Source organism: Aquabacterium fontiphilum, from assembly GCF_009909205.1.
Lineage (GTDB): Bacteria > Pseudomonadota > Gammaproteobacteria > Burkholderiales > Burkholderiaceae_C > Aquabacterium > Aquabacterium fontiphilum.
Window position 1 is genome coordinate 1 of the sequence record NZ_JAAAPN010000001.1, and the last position, 19,615, is coordinate 19,615.

The 19,615-nt window shown below is 69.7% G+C and carries 21 protein-coding genes; 14 read left to right on the forward strand and 7 right to left on the reverse strand.

Annotated features, from left to right (window positions below; translation table 11 throughout):
* A partial coding sequence (locus tag GTZ97_RS00005) for a FlhC family transcriptional regulator (RefSeq protein ID WP_236650946.1) occupies window positions 1–149 on the forward strand: 149 nt, incomplete at its 5' end.
* Window positions 150–263: 114 nt separating this feature from the next.
* Here the strand turns inward: GTZ97_RS00005 and GTZ97_RS00010 are convergent.
* A complete protein-coding gene (locus GTZ97_RS00010; RefSeq protein WP_161648463.1) occupies window positions 264–680 on the reverse strand; it encodes a PilZ domain-containing protein in 417 nt (138 codons plus the stop codon).
* Between the two features lie 216 nt (window positions 681–896).
* On the opposite strand from GTZ97_RS00010, the gene GTZ97_RS00015 reads away from it, so the two are divergent.
* The 6 genes from GTZ97_RS00015 to GTZ97_RS00040 all read left to right on the forward strand — a co-directional run bounded on the left by GTZ97_RS00015 (window position 897) and on the right by GTZ97_RS00040 (window position 7,924).
* A complete protein-coding gene (locus GTZ97_RS00015) occupies window positions 897–2,417 on the forward strand; it encodes a PhoX family protein (RefSeq protein ID WP_161648464.1) in 1,521 nt (506 codons plus the stop codon).
* A gap of 32 nt (window positions 2,418–2,449) precedes the next feature.
* Window positions 2,450–3,040 (forward strand): PEP-CTERM sorting domain-containing protein, encoded by a 591-nt coding sequence (locus GTZ97_RS16515; protein ID WP_161648465.1) that lies wholly within the window; start codon window positions 2,450–2,452, stop codon window positions 3,038–3,040.
* 80 nt (window positions 3,041–3,120) lie between these two features.
* Window positions 3,121–3,768, forward strand: a complete 648-nt coding sequence (locus GTZ97_RS00025) for an ABC transporter ATP-binding protein (RefSeq protein ID WP_161648466.1) — start codon at window positions 3,121–3,123, stop codon at window positions 3,766–3,768.
* Between the two features lies 1 nt (window position 3,769).
* Entirely contained in the window at window positions 3,770–6,340 is a 2,571-nt protein-coding gene (locus GTZ97_RS00030; RefSeq protein ID WP_407926714.1) for an FtsX-like permease family protein, read from the forward strand.
* Complete coding sequence (locus GTZ97_RS00035; protein WP_407926717.1) at window positions 6,334–7,518, forward strand: lipocalin-like domain-containing protein; 1,185 nt, start codon at window positions 6,334–6,336, stop codon at window positions 7,516–7,518. The genes GTZ97_RS00030 and GTZ97_RS00035 overlap by 7 nt, the downstream gene beginning before the upstream one ends.
* A 178-nt stretch (window positions 7,519–7,696) precedes the next feature.
* The gene (locus tag GTZ97_RS00040) at window positions 7,697–7,924 is read left to right on the forward strand and encodes a hypothetical protein (protein WP_161648468.1); all 228 of its coding nucleotides are present in this window, start codon (window positions 7,697–7,699) and stop codon (window positions 7,922–7,924) included.
* Between the two features lie 13 nt (window positions 7,925–7,937).
* On the opposite strand, the gene GTZ97_RS00045 is transcribed toward GTZ97_RS00040, so the two are convergent.
* Genes GTZ97_RS00045 through acuI form a run of 3 tightly spaced genes read right to left on the reverse strand, consistent with a single transcriptional unit; the run spans window position 7,938 to window position 10,017 of the window.
* Window positions 7,938–8,810, reverse strand: a complete 873-nt coding sequence (locus GTZ97_RS00045; RefSeq protein WP_161648469.1) for an SIR2 family NAD-dependent protein deacylase — start codon at window positions 8,808–8,810, stop codon at window positions 7,938–7,940.
* Window positions 8,785–9,018, reverse strand: coding sequence for a DUF1289 domain-containing protein (locus tag GTZ97_RS00050; protein ID WP_161648470.1), 234 nt, complete (start codon window positions 9,016–9,018; stop codon window positions 8,785–8,787). The genes GTZ97_RS00045 and GTZ97_RS00050 overlap by 26 nt, the downstream gene beginning before the upstream one ends.
* Before the next feature lie 15 nt (window positions 9,019–9,033).
* Window positions 9,034–10,017 carry an acrylyl-CoA reductase (NADPH) gene (acuI, locus tag GTZ97_RS00055; protein ID WP_161648471.1) on the reverse strand — a complete coding sequence of 328 codons (984 nt, stop codon included), beginning with the start codon at window positions 10,015–10,017 and terminating at the stop codon, window positions 9,034–9,036.
* A 142-nt stretch (window positions 10,018–10,159) separates the two neighbouring features.
* Between acuI and GTZ97_RS00060 the strand changes: the two genes are divergently transcribed.
* The 4 genes from GTZ97_RS00060 to GTZ97_RS00075 all read left to right on the forward strand — a co-directional run bounded on the left by GTZ97_RS00060 (window position 10,160) and on the right by GTZ97_RS00075 (window position 12,842).
* Window positions 10,160–10,594, forward strand: coding sequence for a tellurite resistance TerB family protein (locus GTZ97_RS00060; RefSeq protein WP_161648472.1), 435 nt, complete (start codon window positions 10,160–10,162; stop codon window positions 10,592–10,594).
* A complete protein-coding gene (locus GTZ97_RS00065; RefSeq protein ID WP_161648473.1) occupies window positions 10,594–11,208 on the forward strand; it encodes an exopolysaccharide biosynthesis protein in 615 nt (204 codons plus the stop codon). Before GTZ97_RS00060 ends, GTZ97_RS00065 begins: the two co-directional genes overlap by 1 nt.
* 79 nt (window positions 11,209–11,287) lie before the next feature.
* Window positions 11,288–12,118 carry a hypothetical protein gene (locus tag GTZ97_RS00070; RefSeq protein WP_161648474.1) on the forward strand — a complete coding sequence of 277 codons (831 nt, stop codon included), beginning with the start codon at window positions 11,288–11,290 and terminating at the stop codon, window positions 12,116–12,118.
* A 13-nt stretch (window positions 12,119–12,131) separates the two neighbouring features.
* On the forward strand, window positions 12,132–12,842 hold the full coding sequence (locus GTZ97_RS00075) for a DUF4197 domain-containing protein (RefSeq protein ID WP_161648475.1): 711 nt from the start codon (window positions 12,132–12,134) through the stop codon (window positions 12,840–12,842).
* Here the strand turns inward: GTZ97_RS00075 and GTZ97_RS00080 are convergent.
* From GTZ97_RS00080 to GTZ97_RS16910, 3 genes are all read right to left on the reverse strand, one after another.
* Complete coding sequence (locus tag GTZ97_RS00080) at window positions 12,817–13,170, reverse strand: hypothetical protein (RefSeq protein ID WP_161648476.1); 354 nt, start codon at window positions 13,168–13,170, stop codon at window positions 12,817–12,819. The two genes, GTZ97_RS00075 and GTZ97_RS00080, sit on opposite strands and share 26 nt — an antisense overlap.
* A 97-nt stretch (window positions 13,171–13,267) precedes the next feature.
* A complete protein-coding gene (locus GTZ97_RS00085; protein WP_161648477.1) occupies window positions 13,268–13,618 on the reverse strand; it encodes a nucleotide pyrophosphohydrolase in 351 nt (116 codons plus the stop codon).
* Between the two features lie 59 nt (window positions 13,619–13,677).
* Entirely contained in the window at window positions 13,678–15,627 is a 1,950-nt protein-coding gene (locus tag GTZ97_RS16910; protein ID WP_161648478.1) for a methyl-accepting chemotaxis protein, read from the reverse strand.
* A gap of 177 nt (window positions 15,628–15,804) precedes the next feature.
* Here GTZ97_RS16910 and GTZ97_RS00095 point away from each other — a divergent pair, with 177 nt between their 5' ends.
* Genes GTZ97_RS00095 through GTZ97_RS00105 form a run of 3 tightly spaced genes read left to right on the forward strand, consistent with a single transcriptional unit; the run spans window position 15,805 to window position 19,569 of the window.
* A complete protein-coding gene (locus GTZ97_RS00095) occupies window positions 15,805–16,479 on the forward strand; it encodes a response regulator (protein ID WP_161648479.1) in 675 nt (224 codons plus the stop codon).
* A gap of 13 nt (window positions 16,480–16,492) precedes the next feature.
* A complete protein-coding gene (locus GTZ97_RS00100) occupies window positions 16,493–17,887 on the forward strand; it encodes an ATP-binding protein (RefSeq protein WP_161648480.1) in 1,395 nt (464 codons plus the stop codon).
* 47 nt (window positions 17,888–17,934) lie between these two features.
* Window positions 17,935–19,569: a phosphoethanolamine transferase gene (locus GTZ97_RS00105; RefSeq protein ID WP_236650922.1), complete on the forward strand. Its 1,635-nt coding sequence runs from the start codon at window positions 17,935–17,937 to the stop codon at window positions 19,567–19,569.
* Window positions 19,570–19,615: the final 46 nt, after the last annotated feature.

Genomic DNA, 19,615 nt, shown 5'->3' on the forward strand with positions numbered 1-19,615 from the left:
GCATGCTGACCATGACCAAGTGCAACAAGTGCGGCGGCCACTTCGTGACCCACCCGCACGAGATCGCCCGCCACTTCACCTGCGGCCTGTGCAACCCACCCGCCCGCGCCGGCAAGGGCAAGGCCGCTGGCGCCCTGCAGCTGCACTGAGCCACTGCCCCCAGTTTCTTGCGTGTCTCTCTCCTCCTGGCGCGCGGTGTGACAGCCGTGCTTGGAACGGGCCTCTTCGGAGGCCCGCTTTTTTTGCCGCACGCCCGGCCGCGTTCAGCCTTTGCTGATCCAGTGACGCAGCAACTGGCGGCCGGCGTCATCGATCTGGACGATCTGCGTGCCGATCTTGAACATGTCGCCCGAGGCCACGTTGAAGATGACCTTCAATTGCAGCATGACGGGCTTGATCTGACTGCGGTCGGCCGGGTCAGGCACGGCCAGTGCGGTCGTCAGCCGCTGCCCCACGGGAAAGGCCACATCCAGCAACAGACCCACACCCTGCTCGGACACGTTGAGCGCCCGTCCCTCGATGAAATGGGGCGGCTGATGCATCACGCGAGCGCGCCACGCCACCGTGATGCGTGGCGACTGACGCGCCTCCCCCCCTGAAGCCTGCGCAGGTGCAGGACTTGTGAACAACTCCGTGTCGGACACCTGGATCTCCTGCTGATCACTTTTTGCAGTTCGCATGGTGACTGCAGTGGCCCGACCCCGCGCGGACTGTGGTTACAAATTTCTGGCTGGCGTGCAGTTTTCACAACGGCTTTACCCCGACGGGTAGGCCGTCCGGCATCAATTACCCCCCATGCATCGTCATGGCACTGTCACCGGGGCTCCCTAAGGTTCGGCACGTCCAGCTCCGCGCTGGCGTCCCGCCAAGACCACCGACCTTACTGGAGTATCCCCATGTCCCAGTCCCACGACAGCCAGCGCCGCAAGCTGCTGCAAGGTTCCAGCGCCCTGATGGCCGCCGGCTTCTTCACCACATTGCAAGGCCTGCAGATGCGCCAGGCGCATGCCGCCACGCAGTACTCGAACCTCGTCATGGGCCCTTACGGCCCCCTGGCCCCGGTCAATGACCTGAGCACCGGCCTGCCACTGCTGATGCTGCCCGAAGGCTTCAGCTACAAGTCGTTTGGTTGGACGGGCGACCTGATGGCCAATGGCCAACCCACCCCCGGCAGCCACGACGGCATGGCCGTGATCCAGACCCGTCGCGTGGGCCGGGGCACCGAGATGGTGCTGGTGCGCAACCACGAACGCGGCACCGGCGCCTTCGCCAACCGCATCCAGGCGCCTGGTTACTACGACGACGGCACGGTCGACGGCGCCACGGCGCTGGGCGGCACGACCAACCTCATCTTCCGTGACGGCAACTGGATCAGCGCCGTGCCTTCGTTGGGCGGCACCGTGGTCAACTGCGCCGGCGGCCTGACGCCATGGGGCACCTGGCTGAGCTGCGAAGAGGTCAACACCAATGCGGTCTCGACCACAGGCAAGCGGCACGGCTATGTGTTCGAAGTGACGGCCGATCCGCAACAGACCACCGGCCGCCCCATCGTCGGCATGGGCCGCTTTGCCCACGAGGCCGTGGCCGTGGACCCGGTCTCCGGCATCGTCTATGAAACCGAAGACGCCCGCAACGTCTCCGCCCTGTATCGCTATGTGCCGCGCTTCCCGAACGGCGGCGTGGGCTCACTGGCCCTGGGTGGCCGCCTGCAGGCCGCCCGCGTGGTCGGTCGCCCCAACGCCAGCCTCATCGTGGCTTCGCTGGGCGATGAGGTGCAACTGGAGTGGGTGGACATCGCCCAGCCCGACGCCGACATCACCACCGCCGGCACGCTGACCTCGCTGCCCCCCGGCACCACCGCCACCACCGGCTGCTCGGGCACCTTTGCCCAGGCCTGGAATGCCGGCTGCCTGCAGATGAGCCGTGGCGAAGGCATCTGGTACCACGCCGGCAAGGTCTACATCGCCGACACCAGCGTGGGCGTGGACAGCAGCAACCGCCCGGGTCGTGGCGATGGCGCCGTCTGGGAACTGGACACGGCCACCATGAAGATGAAGGCCATCTACGTCTCCAGCGGCCAGCTGGTGGGCAACAACCCCGACAACATCACCATCAGCCCCCGCGGCGGCGTCTTCCTGTGTGAAGACGGCGGCAACAGCCCCGACAACTACGGCACCGGCTCGCGCGTGTTCGGCCTCATGGCCAATGGCGACGCCTACTACTTTGCCAAGAACAACGTCGTGCTGAGCGCCGGCCAAATCGCCGCGGCCGGCAAGACCGTGGCCGCGGGCGACTACCAAGGCAGCGAGTTCTGCGGCGCCTGCTGGGACCCGGCCGGCCGCGTGCTGTTCGTCAACATCCAGACGCCCGGCATCACCTTCGCCATCACGGGCCCCTGGGCCCGCGGCAACCAGTGAGCGCCTGCATCACCTTCTACCAAGGAACCACCATGAAGTTTGTCTCTTCCCTGATCGCGGCGGCGGCCGCCCTCGCCCTGACGCCTGCAGCGCACGCCGTGACGCTGCAAGGCGGCAGCTTCCAGACCATTGCCGGCAACTCGGTCGAGGACTTCTCCGGCGCAGGCGCCCTGTCGTTCACGCTGGGCCTCGAGAACCTCAACCCGGTCAGCCTCACCTACGTCGTGGGTGGCGCCGACGGCGCGCAGCTGGCCTTTGACGCCCTGATCGACAACTTCCTGCGCACCCCGTTCAAGAGCGTGGTGTTCTCGCTGGACAACGGCGTCAGCTTCGGCACGCTGGGCACGGCCCATGCCCCGTTCAGCACCGTGTCGGTGGCCCGTCTGGGCGCTGGCTCGGCCCGCGTGGCCTTTGGCGGCAGCGGTGAAGGCTATGGCGTGGAAGTCGGCGACGTGTTCGGCAGCACCGCCGGCGCCACGGACTGGATGATCCACCTCAACGGCCTGCAGGCCGGCCAGTCGTTCACCATGACCATCACCACGGCCGTGCCCGAGCCCAGCACCTACGCGCTGGTCATCGCCGGTCTGGCTGTGGCTGGCATCGTGGCCCGCCGTCGCGCCTGATCCGGCTTCAAGTCCATGACACGCAGGCGCCCTTGGGCGCCTGTTTTCCTTGCTGCGGGCCACCTCGCTATGCTGGCGGCATGCTGCAAGTGCGCGATCTGGGCAAACGCTACGGCGACGCCGTGGTCTTCCAAGGGGTGAACCTCGACGTCTCGCCGGGCGAGTTCATCGCCATCGTCGGCGAATCGGGCGTGGGCAAGTCCACGCTGCTGAACTGCCTGGCCGGGCTGGACGTGGCCGACCAGGGCAGCGTGGCGCTGCGGGGTGTGGACCTGGGCGGCTTGGAGGAGGCCGCGCAGGCGCGGTTGCGCCGCCAGCACCTGGGCTTTGTCTTCCAGGCCTTTCATGTGCTGCCGCATCTGGATGTGGCCCAGAACGTCGCGCTGCCGCTGTTGCTGCTGGGCCAGCCCGATGCGGCCCGCGTGGCGCAGGCGTTGGACGACGTGGGCCTGGCCGGCCTGGGCACGCGGCTGCCGCAGCAGCTCTCGGGTGGTCAGCTGCAGCGCGTGGCGATTGCCCGGGCGCTGATCCACCGCCCCGCGCTATTGCTGGCCGACGAACCCACAGGCAACCTCGACCCCGACACCGCCGACCGTGTGATGGGCCTGCTGGCCGCGCAGACCCGCGCCCATCGCACGGCCTGCGTCATGGTCACGCACTCGCAGGCCGCCGCCGCGCATGCCGACCGGGTGCTGCGCCTGACCCGCGACGGGCTGCACGATGCCTGACGTGCGGCTGACATGGGCGCTGCTGCGCCAGTTCTCGCTGCCCGAATGGCGCCACCATCTGCCTCGGCATGCCACCGCCGTGCTGGCCGTGCTGCTGGGGGTGGCGCTGGCCTTTTCGGTGCACCTGATCAACGCCTCGGCGCTCAGCGCGTTCGGCTCCGCCGTGCGCGCGGTCAACGGCCAGCCCGACGCCCGTGTGCACGCCGCCCACGGCACGCTGGACGAGACGCTGTACGGTGCGCTCGCCACGCACCCCCGCGTGGCGCGTGCCAGCCCCGTGATCGAGTTGCGTGTGCAGGCGGGCCACGGCAGCCAGGCGCCCATCCGGCTGCGCCTCATCGGGCTGGACACGCTGGTGGCAGCCCCCCTGGCACCCGAGCTCATCCCGCGCGTGGACACGGCGGCGCCCGGGGTGGACCGGCTCAGCCTGTTCGCGCCGTACACGGTGTCACTCAATGCCGCTGCGCGCCAGGCACTGGGCGTGGTGCCGGGCGAGATGATCACCGCCCAGGCCGGCCTGCAGACCGTGCCGCTGAAGGTGATCGGGCAGCTCACGGTCGGCGGCGAGCCCACCGGCGTGATGGACATTGCGGGCGCCCAGGCGCTGTTCGGCCTGCTCGGCCGGCTGCACCGCATCGACTTGCAACTGGCCGAAGGCAGCAGCCTGAACGACCTGCAGGCCGCGCTGGCCGACGAGGGCCTGCTGCCCGCGGGCGTGCGCTTGCAGTCCGCTGAAGACGATGCCCAGCGCCTGTCCAACGTCTCGCGCGCCTACCGCGTCAACCTCACCGTGCTGGCCCTGGTGGCGCTGTTCACGGGCGGCTTTCTGGTGTTCTCCATCCTGTCGCTCTCGGTGGCCAAGCGCTTGCAACAGTTCGCCTTGCTGGGCGTGCTGGGCCTGGGCGCACGCGAGCGCCTGGCCCTCGTGCTGGCCGAATCGGCCGTCGTCGGGGTGGTGGGCTCGGCACTCGGCCTGGCCCTGGGCACGGGGCTGGCCGCACTGGCCCTGCGCCTGCTGGGGGGCGATCTGGGCGGCGGTTACTTCACCGGCGTGGCGCCCAGCCTGCAATGGTCGTGGCTGGCGGCAGCGCTCTACGGCGGCCTGGGTGTGCTGGCGGCCATGGCCGGCGGCTGGTTGCCCGCGCGACAGGCCCAGGCCATGGCCCCGGCCCAGGCGCTCAAGGGCCTGCATGCCGATGCGGCCAGCCACGGCAGCACCAGCGGCCGCTGGCTCGGCCCGGGCCTGTTGGTGCTGGGTGCGGGGCTGGCCACGCTGCCCCCGGTGGCCGGTGTGCCGCTGTGGGCCTACCTGTCGGTGGCGGCCATCCTGATGGGCGGCATCGCCTGCGTGCCTGCGGCGGTGCAGGCCGTGCTCGGTCGCTGGCCCGCACCCCGGCAGGCCACCTGGCTGCTGGCGCTGGAGCGCGCGCGCCGCCTGCGCCACACCGCCACCATCGCCATGGCCGGTGTGGTCGCCAGCCTGAGCCTGGCCGTGGCACTCACCGTGATGGTGGCGAGCTTTCGCGATTCGGTCAGCAGCTGGCTCGATGTCGTGCTCCCGGCCGACCTGTATGCCCGCCTGGTGGGCGACGACGATGCTGGCCCGCAGGCCGGTCTGTCACCGTCTGCGCTGCCCGCCATCGCCGGCGTACCCGGCGTGACGCGCGTGGAAGGCGTGCGCGTGACCGACCTGGCGCTCGACCCGCGTCAGCCACCGGTCGCGCTCATCAGCCGCCCGCTGGACGACGCGCTGCGCGCGCTGCCGCTGGTCAGCGAGGTGGTTCCCGCCACCACGGGCCAGCCGGGCGAGGTCGGCATCCATGTGAGCGAAGCCATGGTGGCGCTGTACGGCGCCGCGCCGGGCCAGGTGCTGGCCCTGCCGCTGGTGCCGGGCCAGGCGCCGGTGCCCGCACTCGTGCGCTCGGTCTGGCGCGACTACGCCCGCCAGCAAGGCGCCATCGTGATCGACGCGCGCGACTACCAGCGCCTTACCGGCGACCGCCAGCTCAATGACCTGGCCCTGTGGCTCGCGCCAGACGCTCGCACCGATGCCGTGCAGGCGGGTGTCCGCCAGGCCCTGGCCACGCAAGGCCTGGACGGCCGCCTGGTCGAATTTGCCGAGCCGCGCACCATCCGCGAGATCACGCTCAAGATCTTCGACCGCAGCTTCGCCGTCACCTACTGGCTGCAGGCCGTGGCCATCGGCATCGGTCTGTTCGGCACGGCCGCGAGCTTCTCGGCCCAGGTGCTGGCGCGCCGCAAGGAGTTCGGCCTGCTCAGCCACCTGGGTTTTGCGCGTCGGCAGGTGCTGGGCATCGTGGCCGGCGAAGGCCTGGCGCTCACCGCGGTGGGGGCCGCGTGGGGCGTGCTGCTGGGGCTGGCGGTCAGCGTGGTGCTGGTACATGTCGTCAACCCGCAGAGCTTTCACTGGACGATGACGATGATGGTGCCCGGCTGGCGCCTGCTGGCACTGGCGCTGGCGGTGGTGGTGGCCGGCACCCTGACCGCGTGGCTGTCGGGCCGTCAGGCCACTGGCCGCGATGTGGTGATGGCGGTGAAGGAGGACTGGTGAACCCCCAACGTCGACATGGCTTGCGCGTGCTGGCCGCGCTGGGCCTGGCCGGTGGTTCCCCGCCTGCCTGGCGGCAGGCGCTGGCCCTGCCGCCCCCCACACTGCCCCCACAAACGCTGCCCCCCGTGCTGCACCCGGGCGAGCCCCTGGTCTTCCCCCGCGACCATGGCGCCCATCCGGCGTTTCGCACCGAGTGGTGGTACCTGACCGGCGTACTGCACGCCCGTCCGCTGGACGCGCGCCCGCCGGCGACGGGCGCCATGTCGCTGGTCACGCCGCCCAGCCACGGCTTTCAGATCACCTTCTTTCGTTCGCGAGTCGACACCGCAGCCGACAACCCCAGCCGGTTTGCTGCCCGGCAGCTGGTCTTTGTGCACACCGCCTTGACCGACCTGGCCGGTGGCCGGCTGCTGCACGACGAGCGCATCGCCCGCACGGGCTTCGGGCTGGCCGAGGCGGCTGAAGGCGACACACAGGTGCACCTGCGCGACTGGACGCTGCAGCGCGAAGGGCCCGCCACACAGGGCGTCTACCGCAGCCGCATCCGGGCGCAGGGCTTCGGCTTTGACCTGCGTTTTGCGCAGACCCAGCCCACGCTGCTGCAAGGCCAGGCCGGCTTCTCGCAAAAGGCGCCCGGCCTGGTGCATGCCAGCCGCTACTACAGCCATCCCCAACTCACGGTGAGCGGCCAGTTCCAGCAGGGCGACCGGCGCTTTGCAGCCAGCGGCACGGCCTGGCTCGACCACGAATGGAGCGAGGCCTTGCTCCACCCCGAGGCCGAGGGCTGGGACTGGATGGGCATCAACCTGCTCGATGGCGGCGCCCTGACCGCCTTCCGCCTGCGCCGCCGCGACGGCAGCGCGCTGTGGCACGGCGGCAGCCTGCGCCGCCCTGGCCAGCCCGACCGCATCTTCGGCCCCGAGGAGCTGCGCCTGACCCCGGGCCGCCGCTGGACCAGCCCGGCGACCGGCGCCAGCTACCCCGTGGCCTGGACGGTCGAATGGCCCGGCGCGCGCCACACGCTGCAGGCCAGCCTGGACAACCAGGAGCTCGACAGCCGCAACAGCACGGGCAACGTCTACTGGGAGGGGCTGAGCGAGCTGCGCGATAGCCAGGGCCGGCTGGCCGGGCGCGGTTACCTGGAAATGACCGGCTACACCGCACGGCTGGCGCTGTGAGCGCTGGCGTCACATTGGCGTCAGGCGGCGCGATCCGTCCAGCCTCTGTCGCGATCGGTTCAGCCACGGCGGTGATCGCGCGAAAACCCCTAGCGTTTTCGGGTCAACTCGGGCTTGTGCCCCGCCAGGCAAAGGCCTACAACTGTGATTGCGCCTGTCATCACACGAAGGAGACGCCATGGCCGCACTTGCAGACCGCACCAACCACCTGCGCCGCCGCACCCGCCAATGGGCCACGGCAGGCCTGGCGCTGGGCATGCTGGCGGGCCTGGGCTTGATCGCGCAGGGCTCGATGCTCCACGGGGCCATCGCACTGGCGGCTGCAGGCAGCCTGTGGCAGGCCAGTCTGCTGGGGCGCAGGGCGCGCCGCGCCGCCGCCCGCCCCGTACACCACGCGTCGCACTGAACCCCTCCGGGGTTCACCCCCCTGAACGATCTGCCAGCCAAGCTGCCAGCTGCGCATCCAGCGCCCGCAGCGCGTCCAGCGCGCCCATGGCCAGCCCCACATCATGCCGCGTCGGCACAGCGGGCTCGCGCGGGTTGATGCGCACCAGCCGCCCACCCAGTTGCTGCACCACCGCGTGGCTGAAGTGCCGCACGGTGGGCACGGCCTGACCGGCACCCAGTTCCACCACCACCGGTCGGTGCGCCTGTGCCAGCCATTGCCGCAAACGACGCGACTGCGCCTGCTCACGGTCGTCCAGCCAGTCGCCATCGCCAAACATCAGGATGTTGGGCCGCGCCATCCCCCCGCAGCGCGGGCATGAGGGGGGCGCATTCAGGAGCCGACACGCCTCCGTGTCCACCTGCGGCACAAAGTCGTCGGCCGGCCAGATGCCATCGTGACAGGGGCGCAGGCACTGCAGGTGATGGATGCTGCCGTGCACCTCATGTATCCCCGCTGGGTCAAAGCCGGCGCGTTGAAACTGACCATCGACATTGCTGGTGAACACCCGCATGCCTTGCAGCATGCACGCGCCCCAGCGTTGCAAGATGGCAAAGCCCGCATGCGGCGCGGTGGCGCGGTACAAGGCCAGGCGGTGCCCGTAGAAGCCCCAGGCCAGTGTCGGGTCGGTCTCAAACGTGGCCGGGCTGGCCACGCGGTGGAAGTCCAGCCCCGCCCGACCCAGTGCCGGGTAGGCGCGCCAGAAGCCCTCGCGCCCACGGAAGTCGGGCAGGCCGCTGTCGACGCCCATGCCCGCACCTGCCGCGACGACCAGCGCGTCGGCCTGCGCGATCAGATCGGCCGCGTGGTCCAGCAGCCCATCAGACACGCCGGCTCCGCAAGGCATCGAGCCGCACCTGCGCCGCGGCCACGCAGGCCTGCTTCTCGGGCTCGGTCATTTGCGTCCAGCGCGTGATGTCGGCCAGCATGCGGCCGCAACCCACGCACACATCATCCACATTGAGCGTGCACAGGCGTCGGCAGGGACTGGGCGTGGTGCCCGGGGCTGCCCCTCCGGTCGACAGCGCAACAACACGAGGTGGGCGCGACGGCATGACCACCCCACCCGCTCAGCGGTTCACGTCCACCACCACCCGACCGCGCACCTGGCCGGCCAGCAATGCGGGCGCCACATCCAGCGCCTCGGCCAGGCCGATCTCACGCGTCATGCTGGCCAACAGGTGCACATCCAGGTCGCGCGCCAGGCGCTGCCAGGCCTGCAGGCGCTCGGCGTGCGGGCACATCACCGAGTCCACCCCCGTCAGCGTGACGCCGCGCAGGATGAAGGGCGCCACGGTGGCGGGCAGGTCCATGCCGCCGGCCAGGCCGCAAGCGGCCACCGCGCCCCGGTACCGGGTCTGCGCGCAGACATTGGCCAGCGTGTGGCTGCCCACGGTGTCGATGCCACCGGCCCAGCGCTCTTTGCCCAATGGCTTGCCTGGCGCGGCCATCTCCGCGCGGTCGAGGATGGTTTGGGCGCCCAGCGTGCGCAGGTAGTCGGCCTCCTGCGGGCGCCCGGTCACGGCAGCCACCGTGTAGCCCAGACGGCTCAGCAGGGCCACCGCCACGCTGCCCACGCCCCCGGCCGCGCCGGTCACAACCACCTCGCCGCGTTCGGGCGTTACGCCATGGCGCTCGAGCGCCATCACGCACAGCATGGCGGTGTAGCCCGCCGTGCCGATGGCCATGGCTTGCGCCGGCGTGAACGCCTCCGGCAGCGGTACGAGCCAGTCTCCCTTGAGTCGCGCCCGCTGCGCCAGCCCACCCCAATGGCCCTCGCCCACGCCCCAGCCGTTGAGGACCACGGCTTGGCCCACCTGCCAGCCGGGATGGCTGCTGGCCTCCACCGTGCCGGCCAGATCGATGCCCGGCACCATGGGGAAGCGGCGCACCACTGGCGAACGCCCGGTGATGGCCAGGCCGTCCTTGTAATTCAGCGTCGAGTAGGCCACCCGCACCGTCACGTCGCCCTCAGGCAGGGCGGTGTCGTCCAGTTGGGTCAGCGCGGCCCGGTAGCCGGCCTCGTCCTTGTTGATCACGATGGCATTGAACATGTTGCGCGTTCCTTGTGAGCAATCCGGCTTGTGCGCCAACCCTCAGGCGCGTACGAACCATCCCGCCCGAAATATCTGATTTTCTCGGAGCCGGCAGCCGGTTAGCCTAGTGTGCCTTGCAACTCTCACCGATGCACTGCCCATGCGCACCTACCCCCGCAACAGCCCCCAGGCCGCCGCCCGCATTCTTGCGCTGAGCCTGCTGGCCGATGGCCACGTCAGCCAGGCGGAGATGGCCCGGTTGACACAGCTGGACGTGGGCGGCCGGCTGGGCATGGATGCCCAGGGGTTCGAGGCCGTCATCGCCGACCTCTGCATGGACCTGATGGCCACCGGCACGCTGAGCGGTCTGGCCGTCCAGCAACTCGACGAGGCCGCCCTGGACAGCCTGCTGGCCGAGGTGACCGACCCTGGGCTGCAACTGATTGTGCTCCAACTGTGCGGCGCGGCCATCGACGCTGACGCCCATGTCGCAGAAGACGAGCGCGCCGTGCTCAAGCGCTTGGCCGATCACTGGCACCTGCCCGTGCCGGTGCTGCGGGCCCCCAACGCCTACCGGGCCACGGTGGCCGCCTGATGGATCGACTGGAGCAGCGCCTGCGTCAGGCCCAGGCGGGGTTACGGGCCGAGCGCGTCACGCTGCAGGATCTGGCGGCCTTGCACGGGCCCGCCGCCCAGGGGGCGTGGCTGGTGCTGCTGGCCCTGCCGTGCGCCCTTCCGGTGCCCGGCACCGGCACCGTGCTGGGTCTCGGACTGATGATCCTCGCTTGGCGCATGCTGCTGGGCCACGATCTGGCGCAACTCCCCGATCGCGTCGGGCGCTTCGAACTGTCGCGCGACCACGCCCACAAGGTGCTGTCGGCACTGTCACGCTTCCATGCGCTCGCTGGTCGCTGGTGCCGCAGCCGGCTCACCGGGCTGGTCGATGCCCTGGAGCGCACCGCACCGCTGGCATGGATGCCGCTCAAGGTGGCACTGATGGCGGTACTCATCGTGCTGCCGATTCCATTCGGCAATGTGCTGCCAGCGCTGGCCGTGGCCCTGCTGGGCCTGGGTCTCGTCCACCGCGACGGGCTGATGGTGGCGCTGTCGTCCGTCGTGGCATTGCTGGCCACCACGTACGCGGTGGGTCTGGGCCTGTCGGTGTGGCTGCTGGGCGGCCAGTGGTTGAGCAGCTTCAACTGGGTGTAACGCCCTGCATTCGGGGGGCGGGCGCGTGGGCAAAGCCCCGATACCATGTCGGACATTCAATCGACTTGCCCAGGGAACCATGTCGTCCGTCCGTCCGTTTGCTGCTGGCGTTTTGCTGGCGATCGCCGCTTCCGCCCACGCTGAGATCGTCACGTTGACCTTCGACGTGCTTCCGACGAGCGCCGCGCGCGTCGTCGAGTTTCAAGGGGAACAGGCCAGCGAGCCCGTGCCCGGTTTCGCCGTCGTGCCGTTTTCGCTCACGGTGCGCTTTGACTCGGCCCAGCCCTATCTGAGTGTCCCTGTGGTCTACCAGACGCCCAGCTACTTCTTCACCGACGCGGTCTACGCACGCGGCGAGGGCGGCAGCACCACATTCACGCCCTATACCCCTTTCCTGGCTGCCACGCTGCCGCCGGCCGACACGGCCGTCGATCCGCTCTTCACCCAGGTGGCGCAGAACCGCAGCCTTTACCTGGATAACGGTCAGCCGGTGGGCATGGAAGAATCCATGGGCATCAACACGGGCCTGCGCTGGGACCTCAGCACCGACACCGAGAACGTCACGGCCACCTACCAGCTGGGCCTGAACTGGCGGATCCGCTCGGCCCCGGTCGCAAAAAGCGACTTCGGCCCCCTGCTGGATGGCGCGCTGATCGACTGGCTCAACACCCAGGTGGGCGTGGTCCACGTCGGGGCTTACAGCGAAGCCAGCCAGTACACCTTTGTCGACCTGCTGCCCGACGGGGTGGGCGCGTTCCGCGGCTACGAGCGTCTGGCCGTCACGGGTGACATCCGGCTGACCAGCGTCACGGCCGTGCCGGAGCCCACCCAGATCGCGCTGTATGCGCTGGGCCTGCCCCTGATGTGGGGCGCGGTGCAGCGCCGTCGGCGTGCCAAGCAGCGCCATTGATCAGGATACCGTCATGGACCGCCCCGACCGCCGCAGCGCGACTCGCCACCTGGGTCTCGGCCTGGGCCTGCTCGTGTTCGCCGCCCACCGCCAGGCCTGGTCCTTGACGCTGTCTGACCTGACGGACAAGGACACCACCGCCGCCCTGCGCGCTGCGCTGGAGCAAGGCGCCCGCGCAGCGGTCGCCCTGCTGGGGCGCGAGGGTGGTTTCCTGAACCACGCCCAGGTGCGCATCCCGCTACCCGGCCAACTGGAAGAGGCCGGGGCGCTGATGCGCACGCTGGGCCAGGGCCACCGGGTCGACGAGTTGGTCACGGCCATGAACCGCGCCGCCGAGCAGGCCGTGCCCATGGGGCAGGATTTGCTGGTCAACGCGATCCAAACCATGAGCGTGGGCGACGCCCGGCAGATCCTGCGCGGCGGCGAGCAGTCGGTCACCGACTTCTTTGCCGGCAAGACGCGCGAACCGCTGAGCGCGCGGTTCCTGCCTGTGGTGACCCAGACCACGCGCAAGGTCGACCTTGCCCGCAAGTACAACAAGGTCGCCGACCGGGCCGCACGGCTCGGTCTGATCCAGGGTCAGGATGCCCGCCTCGAAGCGTATGTGACGGGCAAGACGCTCGACGGCCTGTACACCGTCATCGGCGAGGAGGAACGCAAGATCCGCCGCAACCCGGCCGAAGCCGGCAGCGCCATCCTCAAGAAGGTGTTCGGCGCGCTGTGACCGCAGGGCGGTCACTGTCCGGCAGGGGATACGGATCGGCCACGTAAGCCGGACCCTTCATCAGCATGACGATGGCGCATGCGATGGCCACCGTGAGCACCAGCGTCCAGTGCAGCACGATGACGCCCGCCATGATGAACACGAACTGAAGAATGGCCGGGTCAGCCGCATCGGCCTCGCCGAGGGGCGTGGCCCACCAGGCCAGCCCGGCCAGCACCAGCGGCAGCACCGTGCCGCCCAGCAGGATGGCGGGCAGGCGCTGCCACATGGCCCACTCGAGACCAGCCGGAGCGCGCCTGAAGCCGGGGAGTCGGTTCAGCCAAGACATGCGACCCACTGTAACGGCGCCACCGGGGCATCACCAAATCAGGGTGGCGTCACCCTGAGTGCAACACCGGCATTCCTGGCCGCTGGACTGCCGGTACTTACAGCAGATCGTGCTTGTCGCTGCGGCCGCGCGCCTTGTCCGCCGGGTAGCGCTGCGCATTGAGCGCCATCTTGCGCTGCGCCGCATCGATCAGATCCACATCCAGCGCGGTGGCGAGCTGCGCCAGGTAGAGCAGCACGTCGGCCATCTCCTGCGCGACGGCCTCCTTCTGCCCCGCATCGAGCTGCCGGCTCTGCGCCTCGGTCAGCCACTGAAACGGCTCAAGCAGCTCACCGGCCTCGACGACCAGGGCCGACGCCAGGTTCTTGGGCGAATGGAAGGGCTGCCATTCGCGCTCAGCTGCAAACGCCGCCAGGTCTTGCTGCAACTGGGCGAGGGAATCGGGCACGTGTCACTCCGCATGTCGGCCCGCACACCGGGCCTGCCGGCGCAGTGTGCACCAAACGCTCACTGCGGCAACCGGAAGACCTGCACCGTCCCGACCAGCTCTTCCGCCTGGCGCTGCAGACTGGTGGCCGCCGCCGCCATTTCTTCGACCAGCGCGGCGTTCTGCTGGGTGGCGGTGTCCATCGCGGACACGGCCGCCCCGACCTCGGCCACGCCGCTGCTCTGGGCCTGGCTGGCCTGGTTGATGGTCTGCACCAGATCGGCCACCTGCTGAATGGCGGCGACCACCTCGTGCATGGTGGTGCCGGCGCGGTCGACCAATTCGGTGCCGGCTGCGACCCGGTCGACGCTGCGCCCGATCAGCGACTTGATCTCGCGCGCGGCCTCAGCCGAGCGCTGCGCCAGCGAGCGGACCTCGCCGGCCACCACGGCAAACCCACGCCCTTGTTCGCCAGCGCGTGCGGCCTCCACGGCGGCGTTCAGCGCCAGGATGTTGGTCTGAAAGGCGATGCCGTCGATGACGCCAATGATGTCGGCGATCTGGCGCGAGCTGTCCTGGATGTCGCGCATGGTCTGCACCACTTCGCCCACCACCTGCCCGCCTTCGCCCGCCACGCGCGAGGCGTTGTGCGCCAGTTCGTTCGCATCGGCGGCGCTGTGGGTGTTGCGTCGCGCGGTCTCGCCCAGCGATTCGGCCGAAGCCGCCGTCTGCTGCAGCGATGATGCCTGGCTTTCGGTGCGCGCCGACAGGTCATGGTTGCCCTGCGCAATCTGGGCGCTGGCCGTGGCCACGCCATGGGCCCCGCCACGCACCTGAGTCACGAGTTGAACAAGACTGTCCTGCATGTGGTGGAGCCTGGCCATCAGGCTGTCGGTGTCGCCGGGCCGAACCACGATGGGATGCGTGAGGTCGCCGTCGGCCACACGGGCCACCATGGCTGCCGCGTCGGCCGGGTCGCCACCCAAGGGGCGCAGCACCATGCGGGTCAGCGCCAGATTCAGCACCGCCGACACGAGCACCACACTGATCAGCGCGATCACCACACCAGCAGCCAGCTGCCGGTAGACCGGCGCCATCGCATGGCTGACGGGCACGGCCGCGGAGAACACCCACGGCGTGCCGGTCTCACCCACGGCCACCGGCACATGGACCTCAAGCAACGCGCCATCAACTGGATCGGTGCGCTCGTCATACACGGGGCGGCCCGCCTTCAACGCCCGCTGCGCCGCAGCCCAGAACGCCTGCTCGGGATGGGCCTTGCCCACCCGCTCGCCATCGACGGCGCCCACAACCAGGCCGCCGTGAGACAACAGCGTGGCCCGACCCACATCGGCCACCCGGATGGCCGACACCATCTCCTGCAGGGACGCCAGCGCAATGTCCACCCCGGCCACGCCCACGAACTGGCCATCCACCACGATGGGCACAGTCACGGTCGTGATCAGCGTGTCCTTGCCCGCCACCGGATAGACATAAGGCTCGATGACCACCTCCTTGCCGCGCTGCTTGGCCAGCAGGTAGTAATCGCCAGCGCCGGGCTTGTCATAGTCAACCAGAGGCTCCAGCTGCGGCTGACCCGAGCCGCGATGCCAGTAAGGCACATAACGCCCCGTGGCGTCGTGACCCGGCTTGCCTGCAAACTCGGGGTCTTTGCCGTCAAACGCGTTAGGCTCCCAGCCTGTCCAGACGGCAAGAAAGCGGGGGTTGCCCGCCAGCATGCCGTGCAGCAGTGCGTCGACCGCTGCACGGTCGGTGCGGCCCTGCCGCTTGAGTTCGCTCAGGCCGCTGGCCAGCGCGCGCGAGGCGACCATGGCCTCGTCCAGCACCAGGTCGACCGCGGCGGCATGCCGCTCCGCCGCCGCCTGAGTGTGTGCCAGCCCCTGCGCCTGAAGAGCGTGGGACGACTGCCAACTGAGGGCGCCGACCGTCACGGCCAGGCCCACCAGCACAATGGCCACGACACTGCCCAGCAACCGGGCCTGAAGACTCCATCCGCGCGCGCGCTGCATAGTCGGTACGTCCTTCTTCCGATAAGCACAACATGGCCCACCCGGAAGGCCATGACTGAAGCCATGTTTACGTAGAAACACCGACAAGCTTGAGGCGAACAAGGCCCGGTTTTCCCGCTTGTTGTGACTTGCATCACGGTCACGCGGGCCCGGGGCGCCGCGCGGCACAATGTCGGCATGCGCGTACTGGTGGTGGAAGACGATCCAGGCATCGCAGACGGCCTGACGGCCATGCTGCGGGCCCACGGCTATGCCGCCGACGCCTGTCTGTCGCTGGCACAGGCCGACGCCGCGTTGCACGCCGAAGTGCCCGATCTGGTGCTGCTCGATCTCGGGCTACCCGATGGCGACGGCCGCGCGTGGCTGCGGCAGCTGCGGCAGCGCGGCCAGACCATGCCCGTGATCATCATGACGGCGCGCGACGCCGTGCACGAACGGGTGGGCGGCCTGGATGATGGCGCCGACGACTACCTGGTCAAGCCCTGCTCACCCGACGAGCTGCTGGCGCGCATGCGCGTCGCCTTGCGACGCAGCGAGGGGCGAGCGTCGCCCTGGCTGCGACACGGCCGCATCACCGTGGATCCCGCTGCGCACACCGTGCGGCTGGGCGACGAGCCGGTGGCCTTACGGGCCAAGGAGTACGCCTTGCTGCTCGTGCTGCTGCGTCACGCCGGGCAGGTGCTGACCCGGCCACGCCTGGAAGCCGCCCTGTATGGCTTTGACGATGCGCTGGAAAGCAACTCGCTCGAGGTGCATGTGCACCATCTGCGCAAGAAGCTGGGCGATGACCTGGTGAAGACGGTACGCGGCGTGGGCTACTTCGTGCCACGCCCCGATGAGCCTTCGGACTGAGGCGGGCCGCCACATGCGCCGACACCCTGCCGATTCGAGCCCTCGCAGCCTGCGGCTGCACCTGTGGGCCTGGGCCATGCTGAGCGTCGGGCTGGTGTGGGTGAGCCTCGGTCTGGCCGCCTACGTCACCGGCATGGACGAGGCCGACGAGATCCTCGACGGCCAGCTCCACGCGGCCGCCGTGCTGCTGCTGCAGGATCCCATCTCGCCCGCAGCCGACGTCCCGCATCGCCCCGGCGGACTGACCGCGACCATGAAGGCGCCGCTGCCCACCCGCTACGCTCCCCCGCTGCGGGCGGTGCGATGGGAGGACGGCCGCGTGGTGTCCGACCCGCATGTGCTGGCCGACCGCCTGGGCCGCCAGGCCCCGGGCTACCACACCGTCTCGCTGGGTGACGCAGACGGCGGCCGATGGCGCGCCCTGGTCGTTGAGCGCCACGACACGGCGGGGCATGTCCACCGCGTGGCGGTGCTGGTCGATCGCAGCCACCGCGCCGAACTGGCAATCGACATCGCGGTCGACGTCGCTGCGCCAGCGATCCTCCTGCTGCCCCTGGTGGCAATCGGTCTGCGATGGGCGATCCGCAGGGGCTTACGCCCGCTGCACGACCTGTCAGAACGCATTGCCGCACTGGACCTGGAGACCGGCGACACGCTGCCCGCGCCCCAGCCGTTTCGAGAACTCGCTCATACCGCCAGCGCCATCAATGCGCTGACCCACCGCCTGCAGACTCAGCTCGACCGGGAACGCCGTTTCACCAGCGATGTGGCGCATGAGCTGCGTACCCCACTGGCTGCGCTGGTCTGGCAGAGCCGGCGTGCCCACCACGCCACCGACCCCGCGGACCGGGAGGCGGCACTGAGACAGCTGGAGCACGAGGCGCTGCGCGCCGGGCACACGCTGCAGCAGCTGCTCGATCTGGCCCGGGCACAACAGGGCAGCCCCACGGGCCGCGAGCCGGTGGATCTGGTCGCGCTGGCGCGTGAGGTGGTGACCGACCATGTGCCGGCCGCGCACGCCAGCGGCCATGAGCTGTCTCTGCTGGCCGAACCTGCCGCCGTGACGGTCACAGGAGACGCCACCCTGTTGCGCCTCGCGCTGCGTAACCTGGTCGACAACGCGCTGCGCCACACACCCTGCGGAGCCCAGGTCGAAGTCGCGGTCCGGGTGGACACGCAGGGCCGCGCCGCGCTGTGTGTCTGCGACACCGGCGCCACCATGCCGCATCCGCCGCAGGCAGCCGCCGCCGACACGGCTGGCATGGGCATCGGCTTGACGCTTGTGCAGCGCATTGCCGAGCACCATGGGGCACGGCTGGCGCATGGCGACGCGCCGCCTCCGTTTGCCACGCGGTGGGCCATCGAGTGGCAAACGGAGGCGCTTGAAGGCGATTTAAGGCTGCGTTAAGGCTGCTTGCCCACAATCGAGCGGCCGTGTTGCTGCAGCCTCTTTCCATGCGCTTTCGACCTCATCCCGCGGGGTGGCACCCCACCGTGCTGGTGCTCGTGCTGGCAGCCTGGCTCGCCACCGTGGGCAATCTCCCCCTGTGGCATGCACTGTGGACGCTGCATCAGGATCACGCCATTGGCCTCTTTCCGGCCGTGACCAGTTTCGCCGCGGTGCTGACAGGCTTGCTTGCCGGGACGCTGTGCTTGCTGGTGTGGCCGCCATGGCGGCGCCCGCTGGGTGTGCTGCTGATGCTGATCAGCGCGCTGGCCAGCTACTTCATGCTGGCCTACGGGGTCGTGATCGACCCCAGCATGATGGCCAACGTCGCGCACACCGACCCCCGCGAAGTGCGCGACCTCTTGTCGGCCTCGATGGGCATGGTCGTGCTGGCAGGGGTGGTGCTGCCGGGCATCTGGTGGTGGCGCCAGCCAGTTCGACGGCTACCCGCGCGACGGCTGGCCCGGCAACAGACCGGCGTGGGTGCTCTGGCCTTGCTGATCGGTGTCACGGCATTGTGGAGCGGGTTTCAGGAAACCGCTGCGCTGATGCGTGAACACAAGGCCCTGCGCTACACCGTCACCCCTTTCAACGTGCTGTATGGGGGACTGCGGCTGGGTGTCGGCGCCAGCGCGCACGCCCATGTGCCGCGCCAGATCGTGGGCGCAGACGCCCACGTGGGCACTCGGGTGGCAGATGCCGCGCCGCTGGTGGTGCTCGTGATCGGCGAGACCGCCCGTGCGGAGAACTTCGGGTTGTCGGGGTACCGCCGAGACACCACGCCAGGCCTGTCGCAGTTGGCTGCCGCAGGCCGCCTGAGCTACTTCCCTCACGTCCAGTCCTGCGGCACCAACACCCATACCTCGCTGCCCTGCCTGTTCTCCCACCTGGGTCACGCTGGCGTCGGCCGAGAGGCCGAATACGACAACCTGCTCGACGTGCTTCAGCGCGCTGGCCTGACCGTCATCTGGCTCGACAACCAGTCAGGCTGCAAGGGCGTGTGCGCGCGCGTCACCTCCATCTCGACACGCGTGGGTGACGATCCGGTCCTGTGCCCCGATGGCGAATGCCATGACGAGATCATGCTGGCTGAATTGCCGCAGGCGCTGGCTCGCCTTGACCCCGCCCGCGCCGCGCGGGGCACCGTGGTCGTGCTGCACCAGATGGGCAGCCATGGTCCGGCCTATCACCGCCGCAGCCCGCCCGACGCCAAAGCCTTTCTGCCTGAGTGCACCGAAAGCACGCTGCAGGACTGCCCTGCGGACACCATCGTCAACGCCTACGACAACAGCATCCGCTACACCGACCGGCTGCTGCGCCGCACGATCGACTGGCTGGCTGCGCAGTCGCGGCCCACCGCGATGCTGTACGTCTCCGACCACGGCGAATCCCTGGGCGAAGGCGGGCTGTACCTGCACGGCATGCCGCGCGCCCTGGCCCCCACGCAGCAGACCCACGTCCCCATGCTGGCCTGGGCGTCGGACACCTACCTGCAGCAGCGGGGCTGGTCCACCGCCTGCATGAATGCCCGCGCCAGCGACGCCTTCACCCATGACAGCGTCTTTCACGCCATGCTGAACCTGGCCGGTGTGCACACGCGGCTGTATCAACCGGCGCTCGACCCACTGCAACGCTGCGGCTGAGCAGCCGGCGCACCACATCGGTTCATCGCGCGGCGATCTGCCCCAA

Coding starts and splice junctions, on each gene's coding strand:
- GTZ97_RS00010 (WP_161648463.1), bottom strand. CDS start 680: ATGCGAACTGCAAAAAGTGATCAGCAGGAGATCCAGGTGTCCGACACG.
- GTZ97_RS00015 (WP_161648464.1), top strand. CDS start 897: ATGTCCCAGTCCCACGACAGCCAGCGCCGCAAGCTGCTGCAAGGTTCC.
- GTZ97_RS16515 (WP_161648465.1), top strand. CDS start 2,450: ATGAAGTTTGTCTCTTCCCTGATCGCGGCGGCGGCCGCCCTCGCCCTG.
- GTZ97_RS00025 (WP_161648466.1), top strand. CDS start 3,121: ATGCTGCAAGTGCGCGATCTGGGCAAACGCTACGGCGACGCCGTGGTC.
- GTZ97_RS00040 (WP_161648468.1), top strand. CDS start 7,697: ATGGCCGCACTTGCAGACCGCACCAACCACCTGCGCCGCCGCACCCGC.
- GTZ97_RS00045 (WP_161648469.1), bottom strand. CDS start 8,810: ATGCCTTGCGGAGCCGGCGTGTCTGATGGGCTGCTGGACCACGCGGCC.
- GTZ97_RS00050 (WP_161648470.1), bottom strand. CDS start 9,018: ATGCCGTCGCGCCCACCTCGTGTTGTTGCGCTGTCGACCGGAGGGGCA.
- acuI (WP_161648471.1), bottom strand. CDS start 10,017: ATGTTCAATGCCATCGTGATCAACAAGGACGAGGCCGGCTACCGGGCC.
- GTZ97_RS00060 (WP_161648472.1), top strand. CDS start 10,160: ATGCGCACCTACCCCCGCAACAGCCCCCAGGCCGCCGCCCGCATTCTT.
- GTZ97_RS00065 (WP_161648473.1), top strand. CDS start 10,594: ATGGATCGACTGGAGCAGCGCCTGCGTCAGGCCCAGGCGGGGTTACGG.
- GTZ97_RS00070 (WP_161648474.1), top strand. CDS start 11,288: ATGTCGTCCGTCCGTCCGTTTGCTGCTGGCGTTTTGCTGGCGATCGCC.
- GTZ97_RS00075 (WP_161648475.1), top strand. CDS start 12,132: ATGGACCGCCCCGACCGCCGCAGCGCGACTCGCCACCTGGGTCTCGGC.
- GTZ97_RS00080 (WP_161648476.1), bottom strand. CDS start 13,170: ATGTCTTGGCTGAACCGACTCCCCGGCTTCAGGCGCGCTCCGGCTGGT.
- GTZ97_RS16910 (WP_161648478.1), bottom strand. CDS start 15,627: ATGCAGCGCGCGCGCGGATGGAGTCTTCAGGCCCGGTTGCTGGGCAGT.
- GTZ97_RS00095 (WP_161648479.1), top strand. CDS start 15,805: ATGCGCGTACTGGTGGTGGAAGACGATCCAGGCATCGCAGACGGCCTG.
- GTZ97_RS00100 (WP_161648480.1), top strand. CDS start 16,493: ATGCGCCGACACCCTGCCGATTCGAGCCCTCGCAGCCTGCGGCTGCAC.
- GTZ97_RS00105 (WP_236650922.1), top strand. CDS start 17,935: ATGCGCTTTCGACCTCATCCCGCGGGGTGGCACCCCACCGTGCTGGTG.